Raw genomic sequence first — 17,954 nt, 5'->3', positions numbered from 1 at the left:
AATTCACATTTTTCTTGTTGATTATATCATCTTATTATTTATATGTGCATATTATTGTAAAAATTTTTATTTAATCACATTGGATTCTAAAAAAGAAACAAAAATAAAAGTTATGTATATGGTGGTCAAAAAGTAAATAATATCAGTTATCAAATTTCCTGTAAATTTTCTTGAAATTATAGCATATTATTACTTTAAAAAAATCTATATTTTTTATAAAAAAGGAAATGAATAACTGAAAAAATTATTATAGGAGAGAAAAAATATCACCATAATTGGTTTAGGATTAACTGTATATTTATTTATATAATTTGTTTATAGACATGTGAAGTTATTTGCAGAACCTTTATTTGTATTATACGAATCAAATTCCTCAATCGTCAATGAACTTGCTAATTTAATGATAGCCTTGCTGTTTACTCCCGCGTTGAGAGTCATAACTATTTTGGTCTGTTTAGTGCTATTATTTTTCGTTAATAAAAAGAAATAACGTAGTATTTCAAAAGACAAAGAAGTGGGATGATGATTGCTATAGTATGGTATACGTGGTGCTAGGTAAGTGAGAATAAACAAAAAAACTGTAGAACAAAGAAATTTTTTTCTTTGTCTACAGTCTGAGGTGGTGACATATCTTTGTCACCACCTTTTTTTGTCGCACAAATAATTAATCGGATATTTTATGTTCATGTTTTTTGTGTTCAACGAGTATTGATAGGGAAAAGATACATTTTAGATGCTTTTAACTGTTAATTTACAAAACAAGGTAAACGAATAGAAAAATGAAAAAATAGATACGGAAGAATATGTTTGATTAAAAAATGCCATGAAGAGAAGGAAGTTGATGATACATGAAAAAAATATATTCAAAGGAAATCGATTGTTTTAGAGGCATAGCTGTTTTAGCAGTGATATTTTATCATTTGCCAAATAGTAAGCTACCAGGCGGATTGCAAGGAGTAACGATCTTTTTTGTGGTTTCTGGTTTTTTAATGGCTAAAAATACGATAAGAGATGAAAAAAACAGACAATTCAGTTTTCTACATTTTTACTATAAGCGTATCAAACGTATTTATCCATTTTTACTGTTTTCTTTGGTCGTATCCATTTTCATACTGGGGATCAGCAACATTCGATTGATAGGAAATATTCGTAGTGAGCTACCTAGTTTGATTTTTGGCTATAACAATTGGTGGCAGCTGAATCAAGGCGTATCTTATTTCGAGTCTTACTTTAATGCTTCTTTATTTAAACATTATTGGTCGCTTTCCGTTGAGCTACAATTTTATTTGATTTGGCCATTTTTGTTTATTGTCATGAAACGTATGAGAAGAAAACAAGTGTTTTACTTAATCTATACATTGATTTTTGTTTCTATTCATTTTAGTTTATTTTTACCTTCAGCTAAGGCATATTATCATACGGTGGCTAAACTTTTTCCATTTTTATTAGGAGTTTGGGGGTATTTTAATCGAATAACTATTGGCCGTTTCTTTGAACAAAACAGTTTCAGTAAAATCTGGCTTTTACTACTAGCTAGTCTTTGTCTGATCCTGTTCCCGATTTTTCCTTATACACTAAATGAACTACTGATTAGTATTTGTTTTGCTTTATTGTTAGCCAGTGTCGATGATGTGAATATTGCAAAAAAGACCAAAATCGCTAGTACAAAACTTTCTTTTGTAGGAAAAATCAGTTATGAACTTTATTTGGTGCATTTTCCAGTATTGATTGCTCTGACAGATTTATTCAAACATTATCATTTGAAATATTTGGATATCGCAAGTTTATTCACTGTGTTTTTGTGTACATTACTCATGATTACTTTCTTTAGAAAAGGAGTGCAGAAGATGAGATCACCCAAAATTTGGACAGCTATGGCACTAATGATAATCGGAATTTCTGTACTGGTATTACGTGCTCCAGCCAATCGGTTGACCGCTGACCAAAATCAGTTGCAAAGTTTATTAAAAGAAAATTCTAGTAAAGCAAGTGCAGGAGAAAATCAATTGTCACAAGAGAAAAAAATATTATTTATCGGTGATTCTGTTATGCTGGGGGCGTATCAGGAACTGAAAGAGACTTTTCCAAAAGAAGCATTGGTAGACGCAAAAGAGTCAAGACAAATCACTGCGTTACCAGAAATCTTAAAGAAGCATAAAGATTTAGTTTCTTACCAACAAATAGTGATCAGGTTAGGAACCAATGGTGTGTTAACAGATGATGCTATAGAACAAACCATGTCTTTGCTCAAAGATAAAAAAGTGTACTGGGTAAATATAAAAGCTCCGACTGGCTGGCAAGAGACGATAAATGCCACATTAGCTAAATTGCCAAATCAGTATTCTAATATAACGATGATCGATTGGTATAGTGAAAGCCAAAACCATCCTGAGTTTTTTTATGATGATGAAACTCATTTGAATGAAAGCGGACGTACAGCTTATGCAAAGTATATTGCTTCAGTGATCCAATAAGGTAGTGATCACGTGTTTTAACCTTACTTTTTCCTAATAGGTGAATCATTTTAAATAAAAAATATTTCATATGATAAACGGTGTTTAAGAGGAGGAGTTTTTTAATATTCGTGGTAAAAAAGAGATGGGCGAGGTCGTTAACTGAGAGCTTCTTGAAAAGAAATCGTTCGATGTTAGAAAATGGAAATATCCTCTTTGTTATACAGAACATGAGCGAGACGACAATACTAGGAATTATGTTCTGATCGAAGTTTTATGGTTACAAGCAGTAATCAGCTTAGATAAAATTAAGGACCGTAGAAACCAAGTAAAGAAGGCTGTTGGTAAAGAAGCAAATGATCAAGTATGTTTTATTCTCAGGGAGATTCACTTCAAGTAGTAAGAAACAGTGGGTTTAGCTAAGGGGAAAGTAGCTCACACAGTGTTACTTAAGAAGATGCAGTGAATAAATATAATAGTAGTATAATGCTAGAAAGGACTGTGACAAAAGTCGTGTCACAGCCTTTTTTGTTATTTTAATTATCGTACAGTCTTTTTTTTAATGATTGCTTAAGCATTAAATATTAAAAAATATAGAGTTCAAAATTATTGCACAAATTAGATGAAAAATTTGAACAACAAAAAGTGTATTTTTATACTATAATAGCTTTTGAATTTAGTTACTCTATTCAAAAGTTATGCGATGGACAAGTAAAAGAATAAATAGAGGTGAGAAAATGAATAGTTTCAAGAAAAAATTTGTGAGTAGATTTTTAAATATGAAAAATTTTTTTGAAAAAAAGGGAGATTATGATGCATATAATTATGTATTAAATCTAGAAAAGCAAACATATTATACACTACGTAAAAATGATGATAATGATTTTTGGACTATATTACCTAAAATCCTTTCGATTGACTCTAAGCTTTCCCTTTTAGAGGAATTTATTAATTTAGACATTGAAGAATTTTGCGGGGGAAAAGAGTTAATTAATATGATAGAGAGTGATTATCATACCTATTATAAAGAAAGTTGTGGATATAAAGTGGATGAGCAATGTCCACAATCAATTATTTTTTACGTTGAGTAATATAGACGATTAAGCAGGAAAGCAACTAGAAGCTACTGATTTAGTATTTAAAATATGATTTGTCAAATTAAGCTAGAATAAAATGCTTCTTGTACATAGCTCAAAAATATTTCGATTGGTGTTCTGTAATTCAATGATTTTCTTGGAATATGATTACGTTGATTGCTGACACTGGAAATAAATGTCTGATTCACTTCTCTAAAATCCATTGATTTCGGCAGTCCATTACGACGCAGAATCCCGTTAGAATTCTCGTTTAATGGGCGTTGAGAAGGTGTTCCAGGGTCCGCAAAATATATATCAATATCATGTTGGTTACTAATGGCTTTCCAGTTAGAAAATTCTTTTCCACAGTCAAACGTAATAGATTTAAAGAAGTTTTTAGGGAAGCGAGAAAACCATTGATTAAGGGCAGTTTCAATATCTAATGCCTTACGGCCGTTGGGTTTAATCGTGATAATGACTTTAGATAATCTTTCAACTAAAGTAATGACGGCACTTTTATGATGAATGCCAACGATCGTATCACCTTCAAGGTGACCAAACTCAGAATTGAAATCAGGATAATTATCAGGTCGATCATGGATTGAGCGCTGATACTGTTGTTTTCCCCGTTTTTCCTGATGGCCATTGGGTTTTCTTTTACCTTTCATCGGTAGTGTGTCAATATCAAATATTCCTTTAGAAAATAAACGATAAAGTGTTCTCATACCGCATGAAACAGGCCTTTCTTTTCGCCCGATAATGACGTCAGGCGTCCAACCAAGAGTGACTTTCTCTTTAATGTAATCTACTTCATGAGCAGGTAATTGAATGACTTTTCTACCACATTTTTTCTTATTTTCTTTATACTGGTGCCAATAATCAAGAGCAGTCTTGCCTTGCTTGAACTTATTGACTACATTATAAATAGTTTGTATAGCACGTCCCATTCGGTTAGCGATTTCAACCGGCTTATTATGTTGAAGATAATATGATTCTATCATTGTCAGTTCGTCTATGGTAAGATGTTTGTAGGTCATTTATGGTTACACTCCTTTGTTTTCTTTCGTCGGAAATACAATTTGAGTGTACCATAAATGCCTTTTTATTTTTCTAACTTAATTTTACAATTCGCGAAATATAAACTATATTGCTAACAATTATTTTCTAGAAGGAATAAAAGAACTAAGAATCAAGATGATGTCTTGACTCTTAGTTCTTTTAACATGGAAAAGATGGATAATGCACTGTTAATTCATGATGCATCATCAAAAAAGTTGGAAGGAGAAGATAGAAATCATTAACTGATTTCTACAGATGGTAAATGAAAAAACAAAATATTAGCAAAAATTTGCCTAAATAGATAGTAACATTTTCTAAATTAAATACAAGCGCATTCATAAAATGTTTATACAAATATCTATGTGACAGAAATTGGATATTTTCACAATAAATAGGAATTAAAATAACGAATTTATGTTTGTTTTATTTACCAATCAATTTATCTTAATGCAGGAATAAAAAATTAAATTACATATTGTTAATCATTTACATCTCCATTAATAACTCAAAATAAAAAGATGTTTTTATTTTTATTCTATATTTCAGAAAAAAATTAAACTAGATTATAATAATTCTTCATGTAAAAATGAAAACAATTACAGCTATAATGGACATTTTAAGATAAAACAATTATGAAATCGATATCCGTTTATATACTTATCATAAGCTAGAAGCAAATAATTAGCCTATGTAGGTAAGTGAGATTATATTTATTAAAAGGCTTCTTTTGTTCGATCAGTTATAGTCGAGCGAGAGAAGTTTATTCTTTGATTAAAATAAACAAAAGTAACTTATTGAGGTGAAATGATGCAAACTTTTTTAACTAAAACATCTTTCAAAAAAGTAGTTTTATTAGATTATTTGTTAGAAAAAGACAATTGGTGTGCAATGGAAGAACTTAGAAATTTACTTAATGTTACGGAGAAGTCAGTCTTACACTATATAGAGGAACTAGAGGATTTATTTAAGCAATATAATGGGAATATCCTTCTGAAAAATGAAGATAATAAACGCTTTTTCATAAAAAAAGAGAAAGATTTTCCTATTTATAATATTTATCTTCATTTTTATAAAGCTTCCTATAATTATCATTTGATTGATTTTATGTATAAATATCTCAGAAGTGTTCTAAAAGATTTTGCTAAAGAGCAATTTACTAGTGTATCTACTGTTTTCAGATATGCGAAGCTCTTAATTCCCTATTTTAGGCGTTATCATATAGCATTTCATCCATTTCAGTTAGAATTGAATGCATCAGAGGCAAACATTCGTAGCTTTTTTTATTATTTCTATTGGAATTCTACACGTGAAAGTAGTGATAAGTGGCCATTTCATATCGAACAAAAGGAAATAGAGAAGTATATAGTTGCTTTTGAGGGGATTTATGATATTACGTTAACTATTTTTCAAAAACGTGTATTTTCTTTTTGGTTAGCCATTAACATAGAAAGAAGTTCATTTAGAAAAGTACGAGTAGATAATGAATATAAATCAGTTATCTCAGATGATCCGCATTTTAATCTTTTGAAGAAGTGGTCAAAACAAATCAATCTTTCTTTTAACAACGATGAGCTGTGTTTCCTTTATCGAATAATTTATTCTTTTGGAGTAATTGATGGAAATGCAATATATGAAAATAGTCATGCATATGCACATCAGCGACAAAATACTTGTTCTTATCGAGCAGTTAAGAATTTGGAGAAAGTTTTACAAAGCATGTTCCGTTTTTCTTTAGATATAAAGGATCCAGAACTCATATTCAATTTTATTGCGTTTCACGAAAGAAGTTATCTATTTTATGGTAATCCAGATCTTTTTTTTAATCGCTCGTATATCGAAGAAATGAAAGAAGAAGAACCTCGAGTGTATCACATAATGGAAAAATTAAAAAAAGAATTACAAGAAAATGCAGATTCAGATGTATCGAAGAAATTAGAAAACTGGGCACAATTATTTTTGAATTATTATTATGTGCTAGATTATTATGATGGAATGGCAACAGTTTTTTTGACAAATTTTATAAGGTGCAGAACTTCTTTCCGTATGCTATTCCGATTGTCTGGAATGGCAACAGTTTTTTTGACAAATTTTATAAGGTGCAGAACTTCTTTCCGTATGCTATTCCGATTGTCCTTGACAATGAGCCTCCTCGGATGTGACGATCTTCGGCAGGAGCTAACAGTTAAAGTTAGACTGCCTCGCTAGCGTTAGCACATCCGAGCTCATTATCAAGGATTCGCTGCGCCAATCTCTGGTTACGGTAACCAACCGGTGTCTCGTAGCCAAGTGTACCGTGCAACCGAAGGTGGTTCCACCAATTGACATAGTCAAATAACTCCAAATCCAATTGTTGTAAGGTTTCAAATGTGTATTGATAGACAAATTCTACTTTCAACGACTTATAAGTTGATTCAGCTACGGCATTATCAAAAGGACAGCCTTTATGACTCAATGATCGATTGATGTCAAAAGTTGTTAATAATTCATCAATAGCTTGGTTATCAAACTCTTTTCCACGATCAGTATGAAAAATCTCAACCTCTGTCAGAGGTTGTTTGATACGGCTAAATGCTTTTTTTACTAGAACGGCATCTTTATGTTCTCCACAAGAATAGCCGAGAATTTCTCGATTGAACAGATCCAAAATGAAACAGACATAATTCCATTTTTTCCCGACTCGTACATAAGTCAAGTCTGTTACGATCGCTTCTAATGGGTTGTCTCTTAAGAATTTACGATTCAATACGTTTGTCGTTTTGGCTTCATTGCAAGTAGAATGATGTACTTTAAAATAAGCAACAGTATAGCTCGATTTTAATCCTCTATTTTTCATGATTCTACTAATTTTTCGTCGGCTGATCTGAATGCCTCGTTTTGATAAGGCTTTTTTTATTTTTCTTGAGCCGTAGGCCTTTCGGCTGCGGATAAATTCTTCAGCGACTACTTCTTCAAGTTCTGATTCGTCTTTCTTTGGTTTTGATTGATAATAATAGGACTGACGTGATAGACCTAATATTCTGCACATCGCTGATATAGGGTAAAGATGCTTATTCGCATCGATTACTTGTCTCTTCGTCCGAATATCAGCGCTGCTTGCTTTAAAATATCATTTTCCATTTCTAATTGCTGGTTTCTTTTACGTAGTTCTAACAATTCTTTTTGTTCAGGCGTAAGATTATCTTTTTCTTTGAATGAACCACTCGTTTTAGATTGCTTTACCCATTTGTCAAATGCTGAAGCCGTTAGTTCATATTCTCGAATGATTTCTACACGTGGCTTTCCAGCTAAGTAAAGATTGACGATTTGTTGCTTGAATTCTTGTGAAAAAGTTCTTCGTGTTCTCTTAGACATAAAAATTCCTCCTGGTATGTTTTCTTCTAGTCTACACACCTTAATTTTTCTGTCTAGTTAATTGTAGCCTATCCATCGCGTCATGCAGCAGGTCTTTGATTATTATCAGTTGCCACTGTTCGAGGATGAATATCATTATATATATAGTGATACATTCGACACGATTCACCAGCAAGACGTTATGAAACTAGTTGAGAATGTGATTTATAAAGTAAGTAAAGCAATCAACCATTCTTTTTATCAAGATCCACAATTGTTGACGAATCTGTATGCTCATTTATCTATGCGATTATCGAGAAAGAAAAAATTTGTCAATGAATATAATCCTTTTAAAGAAGATATCAAGCAGAAATACCCGGAATTATTTGATGCGATCAAGCAAGCAGTTCGACAAGAAATAAGTGAACAAAATATTCTGATCAATGATTCTTTCGTGGCATATATTGCCTTACACTTTTTGGTTTCCTACGAAAGAGAAGAAGATCTACGAAGCGTTAGAGCCGTCTACATTTGTTCAACAGGGTTGGGTGTGACTAGTCTGATCAAGCAAAAGATCAATGAAGAATTAAATAATATCACTATCGTGGCATTTGCTTCAGTATTGAATGCGCAAGAAATGATTGCTACCAAAGATCCTGATTTGGTGATTAGTATTTTTCCAATCAATGGCATCGATCGTCCTTTCATCAAAGTCCATCCATTACCCACTGAACAGGACTTGAAAAAAATTCAACAAATAATAAAAAAAATACTAGCTTCTTCCAATCAGCAGGAAAGGCATAACTTGAATCTTAGAGAAACGTCCATCAATAAAGATACTTTAGAAGACTTTAGCAAGGAATTGATTTTGAAAGCTTATACGATTTATGAACGTTTACTTGTCATTTTGGAAGCAGAATTGATCCAAGAATATCGAGAAGCTTTTTTGCTTCATGTATTCTTAATGGTTCATCGTATCACATTTGATCAACAATATATGGCAGAAGGTCGTCAAGTAGATCAGATTATTTTAGACAAAGGAACACTGGTAGGAAAAATCGAAGCAGTTTTTGCAGAAAATAATTTAGGAATCAATCAGTCAGAAATCAGTGCATTATTCTCATATATAAAAGAAGGAGCGTCAAGTTAGTGAAAATGTCAGACGAGGCTTTAAAAATTATCGAGGAAAGTCAAAATCGGGAAAAGTTAAAACAAGTGATTGATCTAATTGAAGAGCGATTAGTAGAACATGCTATTGTACCAACCGAGTTGCAGTGGACCATTCTAATTAATCACTTGAATGAGATGCTGAAACGTTCTCAAAGAAAGGAAACGATTCCCGTAGTCGATCGGGATTTGTTCAAAGAAGTATCCAAAGAAGCCATAACTATTTCTGATGAAATAGTTAGAAGTATCGGTAATTTAACCGATGATGAAATATATGTTTTGTCGATTCATTTTGAAACAGCAAAAAATAATTAACATTTAGGAGGAAACAATCATGATTACAGTAGTTATTGCAGACCGTATGGGTAAAGGACAAAATGTGGCCAAAGGGGTAGAAGCAGCTGGCGGCAAAGCAGTTGTCGTACCAGGAATGGGGGCAGATATGCGTTTGGGCGATGTGATGCAACAAGAGCATGCAGATATGGGTATCTCTTTTTGTGGTAGTGGTGGTGCAGGTGCATTAACAGCAGCAACAAAATATGGCTATCCAGAACGACATGGTATGCGTTCGATTGAAGAAGGGATCACAGCTATCAAGGATGGCAAAACTGTTCTAGGTTTCGGCTTTATGGATCAAGAGGAATTAGGGAAACGTCTGACAGAAGAATTTATCAAAAAGCATGGAAAATAGAAAGAGGGACATGAAATGAGCGTTCAAAAGACAATTCAGCAAAAAGTTATCGTCTCCGGTAAAGGGGAAACAAAGCAACATGCTTTTGCATCAGCGTTAGCAGAAATTTAAAACAAAATAATGGAACAATCAAATGTATTATTGCGAATCGAACCAGTCAATGTGGATATTTTAAAGGCGGTCGAAAACAAATACACAGAACGCTTTCTATTTTTCTTCTTCCCACGGCAACGTATCAGCTATGAAGTCGAACTTTCTGTTACTGTGGCTGTAACAGAAATAAAATTGGCAGACATATCGTTCAGCCAGCAAATGACTGAAGATCCAAATGGGATTGCCATTCCATTTGTAACTAAAAAAATCTAATTTTGAATTATAAGGGGGAAAGAATAACGTGGATTTCGTAATCATTCTAGTCAAATCGGTTATTATCGGGGGATTACTTGGTTTTGCAGCATCTGTCGGGGCAGCTCGAATGTTTCATGCACCTAATACACAAGGTTTAGGAGCTTTTAGAACATTAGGCGAAATGAATGCCTGCATGGGTGATCCAGCTTCTCATTTTTCATTTGGTTTAGGCTTTTTCTTTAATGCATGGGCTTCTTCAGTTGGTGCTGGTGCATTCACACAAGATGTGACGCATCGAATCATTCCCAATTGGGCAGCGGCAGCACTTCTAGCAAAAAACAAAGATGTCACCCAGACCATGCATGATCCGAAAAAAATGGGGATCATTGGAGCGGTTATCGGGGCAGGGGTGGTAGCCTTCTTAAACACAACAGCTGCAGCAATTCCAGAGGCGTTACAAGTGACGGCGGTTTCCGTTTTGGTACCAGCAGCGACGATTCTGATCAATACAGTAATGCCAGTTATTTTTTGGTTGGCAGCTTTAGATGCAGGGAAACGAACTGGTTTTTGGGGCACTCTTTTTGGCGGTATCGCGCAATTGATCATGGAAAATGCGGTACCTGGTGTTGTTCTAGGAATCTTGATTGGTAAAGGCGTCGATGAGAGCGGTTGGAATCGCGTCACGAAGAGCATGATGATCGCTATTGTTTTATTATTTATTTTCAGTGGATTTTTCCGTGGATTTGATATGGAAATGATCAAGAGCTTCCAGCTTCAAGTGCCTAATTGGCTTGATAACTTGCACAACATCTTTAGTGTGAAATAGGAGGAGAATCATGGAGACAACAGAAGAACAAGCAAAAGTATTAGAAGTAAAGCGGCAAAAGAGCTTTTGGTTTGCAGACTGGTCTTTTCCGCTAATCGTAGGAATTATGTCCGCTGCTGTATTTGCAGGAACACACATGTATGTGATGTATGGTGTGGGTGCATTCAATGAAGTTTCGATCGTGGCGATGTTAAAAGCCGGGCTGGATGGCGGATCCTATGGCGCAGCGGCAGCGTTTGGTGCTAGTTTCTTATTTGCCAGAATTTTAGAAGGCTCTTTAGTTGGGATCTTGAACTTAGGCGGTTCGATCCTAACTGGGATCGGAATTGGGGTACCAGCAATTCTCTTAAGTATGAAAATAGCGGCACCAATCGATAATTTTGCACTCTCTTTATTGACTGGTTTGGTTCTAGGTTTGATTGTTGGTGGCATCATTGTCTTGATTCGTAAATTTACGATCAATCAATCAAATTCCATTTTTGGTGCTGACGTCATGATGGGGGCAGGAAATTCATCTGGACGTTTTTTGGGTCCATTAATTATATTAAGCGCGTGTGCAGCATCTATTCCAATCGGCATTGGCGCTACATTAGGAGCACTAGGATTCTATGCTTGGAAAAAACCAATTGCTGGAGGTGCTATTTTAGGAGCAATGATTTTAGGAGCAATCTTCCCGGCAGTAAATATTGTAGTCGGAGCGATGACAGGAAGTGTCATCGCAATGCTTTCAGGAGTGACAGATCATGTCGCTCATGGCGGTCCAATCGTAGCAGTTTTAGGAGCAGTCGATCATGTAGCCATGTTTTTTGTAGCAGTGATTGCAGGTATTGCTGTCACTGTGTTAATGTTAAGAATTTTGAAACCAACATTACAACATACTGCAGTTGCTGCAGCAAATGGTGTGACAGTAGCAGATCTATCAGAGACTGAAACAAGTGATGTTTATACGAAAACTGAAACTTTTGATTCTATTACGGAGATTATGTCAGATGAAGCCATCGTTCTAGGAGAAACAGCAACAACAAAAGACGGAGTAATCGAAGATTTAGTCCAACGTTTAGAAAAAACAGCGGCTATCACAGATAAAAACGGGTTTAAAGAAGTCATCTATGATAGAGAAAAGGAAAGTACGACGGGAATCGGTATGGGAATCGCTATTCCACACGGAAAATCAGCTTATGTTCTTAAACCAACAGTGGCTTTTGCCAGAAGTCAAGATGGAGTAGAGTGGCATTCTTTAGATGGAAAACTTGCACATATGATCTTTATGATTGCTGTACCTGAAAACAGCCAAGGAGATATGCACTTGAAAATACTGCAACGTCTTTCACGTAAATTGATGGATGATGATTTCCGTCAAGCATTGATGGATGCGCCAGATAAAGCAGCGGTTCACCAATTATTAAGTGAAATGTAATAACATAAGATGAAAAATCGACCGTGATGAGACATAATAGATGTGTTATCATGATCGATTTTTTATTTGGAAGGGAGTTTCTGCTTATTATGAATCAGCGTCAGCAATCTTTGATTTACCAATTAATTGAAACGAATAATTATATCACAATAAAAAAGCTAGCAGAGCATTTCCATGTGTCGGAAAGAACGGTTCATAGCGATTTGAATGTCATTGAAACTTGGTTCAGAGACAAACAGCTGCCTTTGATGATTGAAAGAAAAAAGGGGACAGGGATCTTGTTGAATGGTCTGCCTCACGAAAAGGAACAATTGAAACGAGTGCTTAATGAAGAGGCACAAACAGAAATGGATAAAAACCAGCTTCGTCAATTATTGATTTTCCATCTGCTAGTAGCAAAAGACGGATTTAGTCTTGAAGAGCTTTCAGAAAAACTATATGTTGGAAAACGTACGATTCGTAAAGAATTGACAGAGCTGAAAAGCTTTTTTGAGTACCATCATTTACAGCTAGTATCCAAAACAAAACTTGGCACTTTTCTTAAAGGCGATGAACAAGAAAAAAGACAGCTGCTTGTTAAGACGCTACGCAATATGCAGAAAGAAGATCCGCAAAGTCCTTCGTTGAAAGAGTTTTTTGCCAAAGATACATTAAAAGTCATCCAACATACATTAAAAGAAGTTTTCTATGAAAATCATCTGGAACAGCCAGGAGGACTGGCTAGTGTGGAGATTCATATCTATTTTATGCTTGAGCAAATGAAACAGTACCAGAAAGTGAAATTAAGTAAAGACGAAAATGAAGTCGTTGAGCATACCCAAGCACAGCAGTTAAGTAGTCAGATCTTAGCAAAACTAGCCACTATTTACCCAATTGAATTTTCTCCTGATGAAATCAATTATCTGGCTTTGCGTATCGCCAATCTTTTTACAAACTCACAAGCAGCCACACGATTTCAAAAGGAATCTAGTACACTTGCTGATCATTTGATTGTACAAGTGGAGCAGTTTTTAGGTTATTCATTGAAAGAAGATCAGTTACTGAAACAAAACTTAAGGTCTCATTTATCTTCGACCTATTTTCGACTCCATTATGGCTTGCAGATTTCTAATCCACTGACGAAAAATGTATTTAGTACGTACACACAACTTTTTTTAGTTTTACAGTTGATTCTAGAAGATTATTTTGAGAAAGAAAATTTTTATGTTCCGCAAGATGAGACAGCTTATTTAACGATCCATTTCCAAGCGGCGATCGAGCGACACAAACATCAGAAAAGTAAAAGATACCAAACAGTTCTAGTCAGTGAATATTCAAAAGCTATGGCTACTTTTCTTGAAGCACGGCTGAACAGAGAACTTCCGGAATTAACGATTATAGATTTAATTGAATATAAGCCAGAACTAGAGAGGGAAGATTTTCCACCTGTTGATTTTATTTTGACTACATTACCGTTTAAATATGAAAATATTCCAGTAATCGAGATTTCACCAATGATCACAGAAACTGATCTGGCCTATTTGACAAAATATATGCTGGAACGTGTACCTATCAAGAAGAAAAAAACGTTTGATCTAGCAAGCTTTACTCATCTATTTTTGATCTTTCCTCAGCTTGAATGGACTGACCCAGTAGATATTTTAAATTTTATGGGGAATGTCTTAGTAGAACATCATTATGTGGAGCCGGAATTCGTCGATTCTGTCTTGGAACGAGACCGTCACGCCAGTACTAGAGTGGCACCATTTGTAACGATTCCTCACGGTAATCCGCTGTATGTAAAACATTCGATGATTTCTATTGCAACAATGAAAGAACCAGTCCTATGGCATGGGGAACAGATACGTATCGTACTGCTGTTAGCAATAAAGAGAAAGGATTTGAAACATGCAGAGTTCAAAAAAATTTTTTCTGTTATTCACTATTTAGAAAAGCAGCCAGAACAAATGGCACAGTTGATGCAATCCAATCATCCACTAGAGATTTTAACCTTGTTGTCTAGTTATGAATAAGCAGATATTAAAAAACTGCCTTTATATTTATAATAATTCTATCTATTTATTTGAAGTTGAAAAACTAAATACAAAGGGACTGTAACAAAAATCTTGTTACAGTTCCTTCTTCCGAATAACGGTGTTCAAAAGCTTGCACCTGCGGTAATAAGTCCAGCCAATTCAAAAACATGAAACGCTGTTTTTGTTTGGCTGGACTTATTACTTGATGCAGAACATCTTTTCCACAACCTCTATTTAATGAAATGGATTATAGAATCGTCCGTCATTTAGGATCACTAATAAAATCCCTATTGAACAAAAAAGGACAACGAGAAATAGTGCAAGATAATCATTCCGTTGCAATGGTTTTGCCGACAGCCATGTCCGTCCTTTTTTCTTTCCAAAACGCCGAAGTTCCATGGCAGAAGAAATCATCTCAATACGTTCTAAACTAGAAAAAATCAATGGGATCGCAATCGTCAAATTTCCTCGTACCCGTTTCATGAGAGAGGCTTTACCAGAGAGTTCATTTCCTCGTGCTTGCTGGGCTTTGGAAATCGTTCGAAAATCCTCTTGGATATCTGGAATGTAGCGTAGCGCTAAAGAAAAGGCATAAGCAATTTTATAAGAGCCACCGATTCGATGGATACTAGAAGCTAATTCACTTGGATTCGTCGTTAAAATAAAAATCAAACCTGGAGGAATGGTAACGAAATATTTAATCAGTAAATTGAATTCATAAAAAAACTGTTCTTGAGTGAGCGTATATCTACCGATTCCATCAAAGATGACATGGCGAGTACCATAGATAGCTACTCCGTATTCTGGGGCAAATAAATAAACAGTCAATAAATTCAAAATGGAGAAAAAAGCAATGAACTTCAATACAAAAGAGATCTCAGAATAACTAATTCTGGCTATCCGAAAAATGAGAACCGAAAACACAGCAAGGCAAAGCAAAAATCGTGTGTCATAAGAGACCATCCCAATAATCGAAAGTAATAGAAAACAAAAAAGTTTGGTAAAACCGCTGAGTTGATGGATGATTGTTTTTTTCGGTACATAACCGATGAGATTATTCTCTGTCATAAGGGTCCCCCTTATGCTGAATAAAAGCCGAAACGAATCCGCTAGCATCTGTCAGCTGATTGCTTTTTGCCAAATGATACAAACTAGTTTTCCGCAAGCTTGCCGAGGTAACTAAATCGGTTGAAGATAGTACCTTCGAAGGTATTTCATCTGCAATAATTTGTCCTTCTTTCAAAACAATCGTCCGTTCTGTATATTCCAGCATCAAGTGCATATCATGAGTGATCATCAAAATCGTGAGGCCTTGCTGATTCAATTTTTTCAAAAATTTCATCATTTTAGTGTAGTGATAGTAATCTTGTCCAGCTGTCGGTTCATCAAGAATCAGCAATTCTGGTTCGAGTACCAATATAGATGCAACTGCTACCCGTCGTTTTTGTCCATAGCTCAGCGCTGAAATCGGCCAGTTACGAAATTCATACAATCCGCATACTTTCAAAGTTTCCAAGACTTTTTCTTGGATGTTTATCGGATCTTCACCGCGATTTTCTAAAGCCAAAGCAACTTCTTCAAAAACTATGTTTTTAGAAAGCATTTGGTTACTGTTTTGCAGTACATAGCCAATTTTGTCTGCGCGCTCTTTGATGCTTTCAGATATGATAGATTGGCCTTTCCACAACAGTTCGCCTTTTTGGAAAGGAAGGAAACCGGTGATGAGATTGGACAATGTGGATTTTCCTGCTCCATTATGTCCGACTAAACTAACCATTTCTCCTTGATGAAGAGTTATATCGATTCCTTTGATGATTGGTTCCTTACTGAAGTGGAAGGATACATCTTTCAATGTCACTAGCGGCGTTTTCTTTTTAGAAGGAGAACAAAAAGTCCCTTGTTGTTTTGCTAAAGCAGCAGCAATCTTTGGGGAAACCAGTTGATCGACTTGTGTTAAATCTGGGAATTCTGTCAATGAGAGTCCAGAACGTTTTAATGCTGTGATGTATAAGGGTTCACGAATTCCGCACTTCGACAATAAATCACTTTTCAGCAATTCAGTAGGAGCTATATCCGCAATGATCTTTCCCTCATCAATCAAGATGACGCGATCGACTGGTGCAGCTAACACTTCCTCCAAACGATGTTCAATAATGATTGTCGTAAATTGTTGCGATTGATAGAGACGGTCAATCATCTGGATTGCTTCATAGCCTGTCTGTGGATCAAGATTAGCTAATGGTTCATCAAACAAGAGAATAGGTGTTTCATCGATCAAAACACCAGCCATTGCTACCCGCTGCTTTTGTCCGCCAGATAGATCTTGCGGACGTTTGTCTAATTGGGCCAGTAAATTTGTCTTTTTTGCCCAGAAATTGACTGCTTCTTGCATTTCTTTTTGTTCGATCATCTCATTTTCAAGAGAAAAAGCGATATCTTCAGCTACTGTTAATCCGACAAATTGGCTGTCAGTATCTTGTAAAACGGTGCCTACTTCTAATGAAAGATCATAGATAGAAGATTCACTGAAATTTTTACCATTGATCGTTAATTGACCAGTAAAACTTCCTTTTTCATTTTGTGGAATGATGCCATTCAAACATTTTCCCAAAGTTGATTTTCCTGAGCCGCTAGGTCCTATGATCAAAATTTTTTCCCCAGGATGGATAATCAAATCGATATTTTTTAATGTTGCTTCAGCTTGGCTGTCATATTGAAATGTAAAATTACGAAACTCAATCATTTTAGTTCCTCACGTTCTAAGCTTCTTTGTTCAAACTTCCTTTTTTGACTTTTGTCTGTGCATAAGCTTTCAATAAAATAATGCCGATAATTCCCGTCACAATAGCATTTGTGATTCCAGCAACGATTCCTTGCGTGAAGACTTTACTTGGGGCCTCTGCATAAATCAAAATATCTCCCACAGGCGCAATAATCACCCATGTCACTAAATTGGCAATCGTTTCACCCACGAGGAAGAGCGTGATTTCTTTTTTACCAAATATGCCTTCTTCAATCGGGATACGTTTGGTCAGTAAACCAAAAAACACACCTAAAATCCCAGATGCAATGATCCATGCCCACCAAGCACCATAAGTAGTTAAATCACCCAGTGCATGGCCAATAAAACCAGCTAATCCTGCAACGACTGGCCCGTAAACTACGCCTAGCAGCGCTAGAAAAGGGTAAGCGGTCGCAATATCCGTATTTGGAACACCTGTTGGAATGGTGACGAAACGTTTTAAGATAAAGAAGACAGCTGCTCCGATACCGATAGCTACAATATGCTTTACTGTAAATTTTTTATTCATTCTATTTTCCCCCAATTGTTTATTTATGAATACGCATTTCCAATTTTTGACCACATCATATCAAAATTTTGTTGGATGATTCGAAATTTTCCGAAAATTCACTTCCTTTCGATAGTATCCAAGGTCAAGTAGTGGATGGACTTTATTAGTATCGATAGTCGATTCAAAAGTGGGTACAAAAAAATGCCCTAGCAAAAAATTGCTAAGGGCATAGATATGCGTTACCACCTTTGGTTATAAAATCCTCACAGACTTTACCTC

At 35.2% G+C, this 17,954-nt stretch carries 13 protein-coding genes, 3 pseudogenes and 1 other annotated feature (1 of these 17 running past the window's edge); of the genes and pseudogenes, 11 read left to right on the top strand and 5 right to left on the bottom strand.

The window, feature by feature from the left end; translation table 11 throughout:
• Positions 1 to 848 precede the first annotated feature (848 nt).
• Complete coding sequence (locus QK255_RS08455) at positions 849 to 2,474, top strand: acyltransferase family protein (RefSeq protein WP_169062645.1); 1,626 nt, start codon at positions 849 to 851, stop codon at positions 2,472 to 2,474.
• A gap of 716 nt (positions 2,475 to 3,190) precedes the next feature.
• Complete coding sequence (locus QK255_RS08450; RefSeq protein ID WP_002292445.1) at positions 3,191 to 3,544, top strand: DUF7006 family protein; 354 nt, start codon at positions 3,191 to 3,193, stop codon at positions 3,542 to 3,544.
• A gap of 62 nt (positions 3,545 to 3,606) precedes the next feature.
• Here QK255_RS08450 and QK255_RS08445 read toward each other — a convergent pair whose 3' ends face one another.
• Positions 3,607 to 4,566 carry an IS30-like element IS6770 family transposase gene (locus QK255_RS08445; RefSeq protein WP_002293280.1) on the bottom strand — a complete coding sequence of 320 codons (960 nt, stop codon included), beginning with the start codon at positions 4,564 to 4,566 and terminating at the stop codon, positions 3,607 to 3,609.
• 829 nt (positions 4,567 to 5,395) lie between these two features.
• Here QK255_RS08445 and QK255_RS08440 point away from each other — a divergent pair.
• Positions 5,396 to 6,793: a helix-turn-helix domain-containing protein gene (locus QK255_RS08440; protein ID WP_249641361.1), complete on the top strand. Its 1,398-nt coding sequence runs from the start codon at positions 5,396 to 5,398 to the stop codon at positions 6,791 to 6,793.
• On the opposite strand, the gene QK255_RS08435 is transcribed toward QK255_RS08440, so the two are convergent.
• Positions 6,777 to 7,939 (bottom strand): IS3 family transposase gene (locus QK255_RS08435; protein WP_086956687.1). Its coding sequence is split into 2 segments (ribosomal slippage): positions 6,777 to 7,663 and positions 7,663 to 7,939, totalling 1,164 coding nucleotides; the frame shifts between segments, so codons are not numbered across the junction. The genes QK255_RS08440 and QK255_RS08435 overlap by 17 nt on opposite strands.
• Positions 7,940 to 8,012: 73 nt before the next feature.
• Between QK255_RS08435 and QK255_RS08430 the strand changes: the two are divergent.
• The 8 genes and pseudogenes from QK255_RS08430 to QK255_RS08395 all read left to right on the top strand — a co-directional run.
• Positions 8,013 to 9,068 (top strand): annotated as a pseudogene (locus tag QK255_RS08430) (BglG family transcription antiterminator); the annotation flags it as partial.
• On the top strand, positions 9,068 to 9,400 hold the full coding sequence (locus QK255_RS08425) for a PRD domain-containing protein (RefSeq protein WP_002291790.1): 333 nt from the start codon (positions 9,068 to 9,070) through the stop codon (positions 9,398 to 9,400). The pseudogene QK255_RS08430 and the gene QK255_RS08425, both read left to right, overlap by 1 nt.
• A gap of 19 nt (positions 9,401 to 9,419) precedes the next feature.
• Positions 9,420 to 9,776 carry a glycine-rich SFCGS family protein gene (locus tag QK255_RS08420; RefSeq protein WP_002291791.1) on the top strand — a complete coding sequence of 119 codons (357 nt, stop codon included), beginning with the start codon at positions 9,420 to 9,422 and terminating at the stop codon, positions 9,774 to 9,776.
• A gap of 15 nt (positions 9,777 to 9,791) precedes the next feature.
• A pseudogene (locus QK255_RS08415) lies at positions 9,792 to 10,142 on the top strand (DUF4312 family protein).
• A gap of 28 nt (positions 10,143 to 10,170) precedes the next feature.
• The gene (locus tag QK255_RS08410) at positions 10,171 to 10,950 is read left to right on the top strand and encodes a DUF4311 domain-containing protein (RefSeq protein ID WP_002291794.1); all 780 of its coding nucleotides are present in this window, start codon (positions 10,171 to 10,173) and stop codon (positions 10,948 to 10,950) included.
• Positions 10,951 to 10,960: 10 nt separating this feature from the next.
• Positions 10,961 to 11,626: pseudogene (locus QK255_RS08405) on the top strand (DUF4310 family protein); the annotation flags it as partial.
• Positions 11,603 to 12,367: a PTS sugar transporter subunit IIA gene (locus tag QK255_RS13360; RefSeq protein WP_370531477.1), complete on the top strand. Its 765-nt coding sequence runs from the start codon at positions 11,603 to 11,605 to the stop codon at positions 12,365 to 12,367. The pseudogene QK255_RS08405 and the gene QK255_RS13360, both read left to right, overlap by 24 nt.
• A gap of 89 nt (positions 12,368 to 12,456) precedes the next feature.
• Complete coding sequence (locus QK255_RS08395; RefSeq protein WP_002291796.1) at positions 12,457 to 14,379, top strand: BglG family transcription antiterminator; 1,923 nt, start codon at positions 12,457 to 12,459, stop codon at positions 14,377 to 14,379.
• A gap of 237 nt (positions 14,380 to 14,616) precedes the next feature.
• Here the strand turns inward: QK255_RS08395 and QK255_RS08390 are convergent, their stop codons facing one another.
• Genes QK255_RS08390 through QK255_RS08380 form a run of 3 tightly spaced genes read right to left on the bottom strand, consistent with a single transcriptional unit; the run spans position 14,617 to position 17,693 of the window.
• On the bottom strand, positions 14,617 to 15,450 hold the full coding sequence (locus tag QK255_RS08390) for an energy-coupling factor transporter transmembrane component T family protein (protein ID WP_002291797.1): 834 nt from the start codon (positions 15,448 to 15,450) through the stop codon (positions 14,617 to 14,619).
• Positions 15,437 to 17,125: an ABC transporter ATP-binding protein gene (locus tag QK255_RS08385; RefSeq protein WP_002291798.1), complete on the bottom strand. Its 1,689-nt coding sequence runs from the start codon at positions 17,123 to 17,125 to the stop codon at positions 15,437 to 15,439. Before QK255_RS08385 ends, QK255_RS08390 begins: the two co-directional genes overlap by 14 nt.
• A 16-nt stretch (positions 17,126 to 17,141) precedes the next feature.
• Positions 17,142 to 17,693, bottom strand: a complete 552-nt coding sequence (locus QK255_RS08380; RefSeq protein WP_002291799.1) for an ECF-type riboflavin transporter substrate-binding protein — start codon at positions 17,691 to 17,693, stop codon at positions 17,142 to 17,144.
• A 201-nt stretch (positions 17,694 to 17,894) separates the two neighbouring features.
• Positions 17,895 to 17,954 (bottom strand) — a binding site (T-box leader) (it continues 188 nt past the right edge of the window).

Origin of the sequence: Enterococcus sp. ZQ21, from assembly GCF_030053755.1 — a bacterium.
GTDB lineage: Bacteria > Bacillota > Bacilli > Lactobacillales > Enterococcaceae > Enterococcus_B > Enterococcus_B lactis.
Note: the sequence above shows the minus strand (reverse complement) of the source record. Positions and strands in the feature narration are given on the sequence as shown.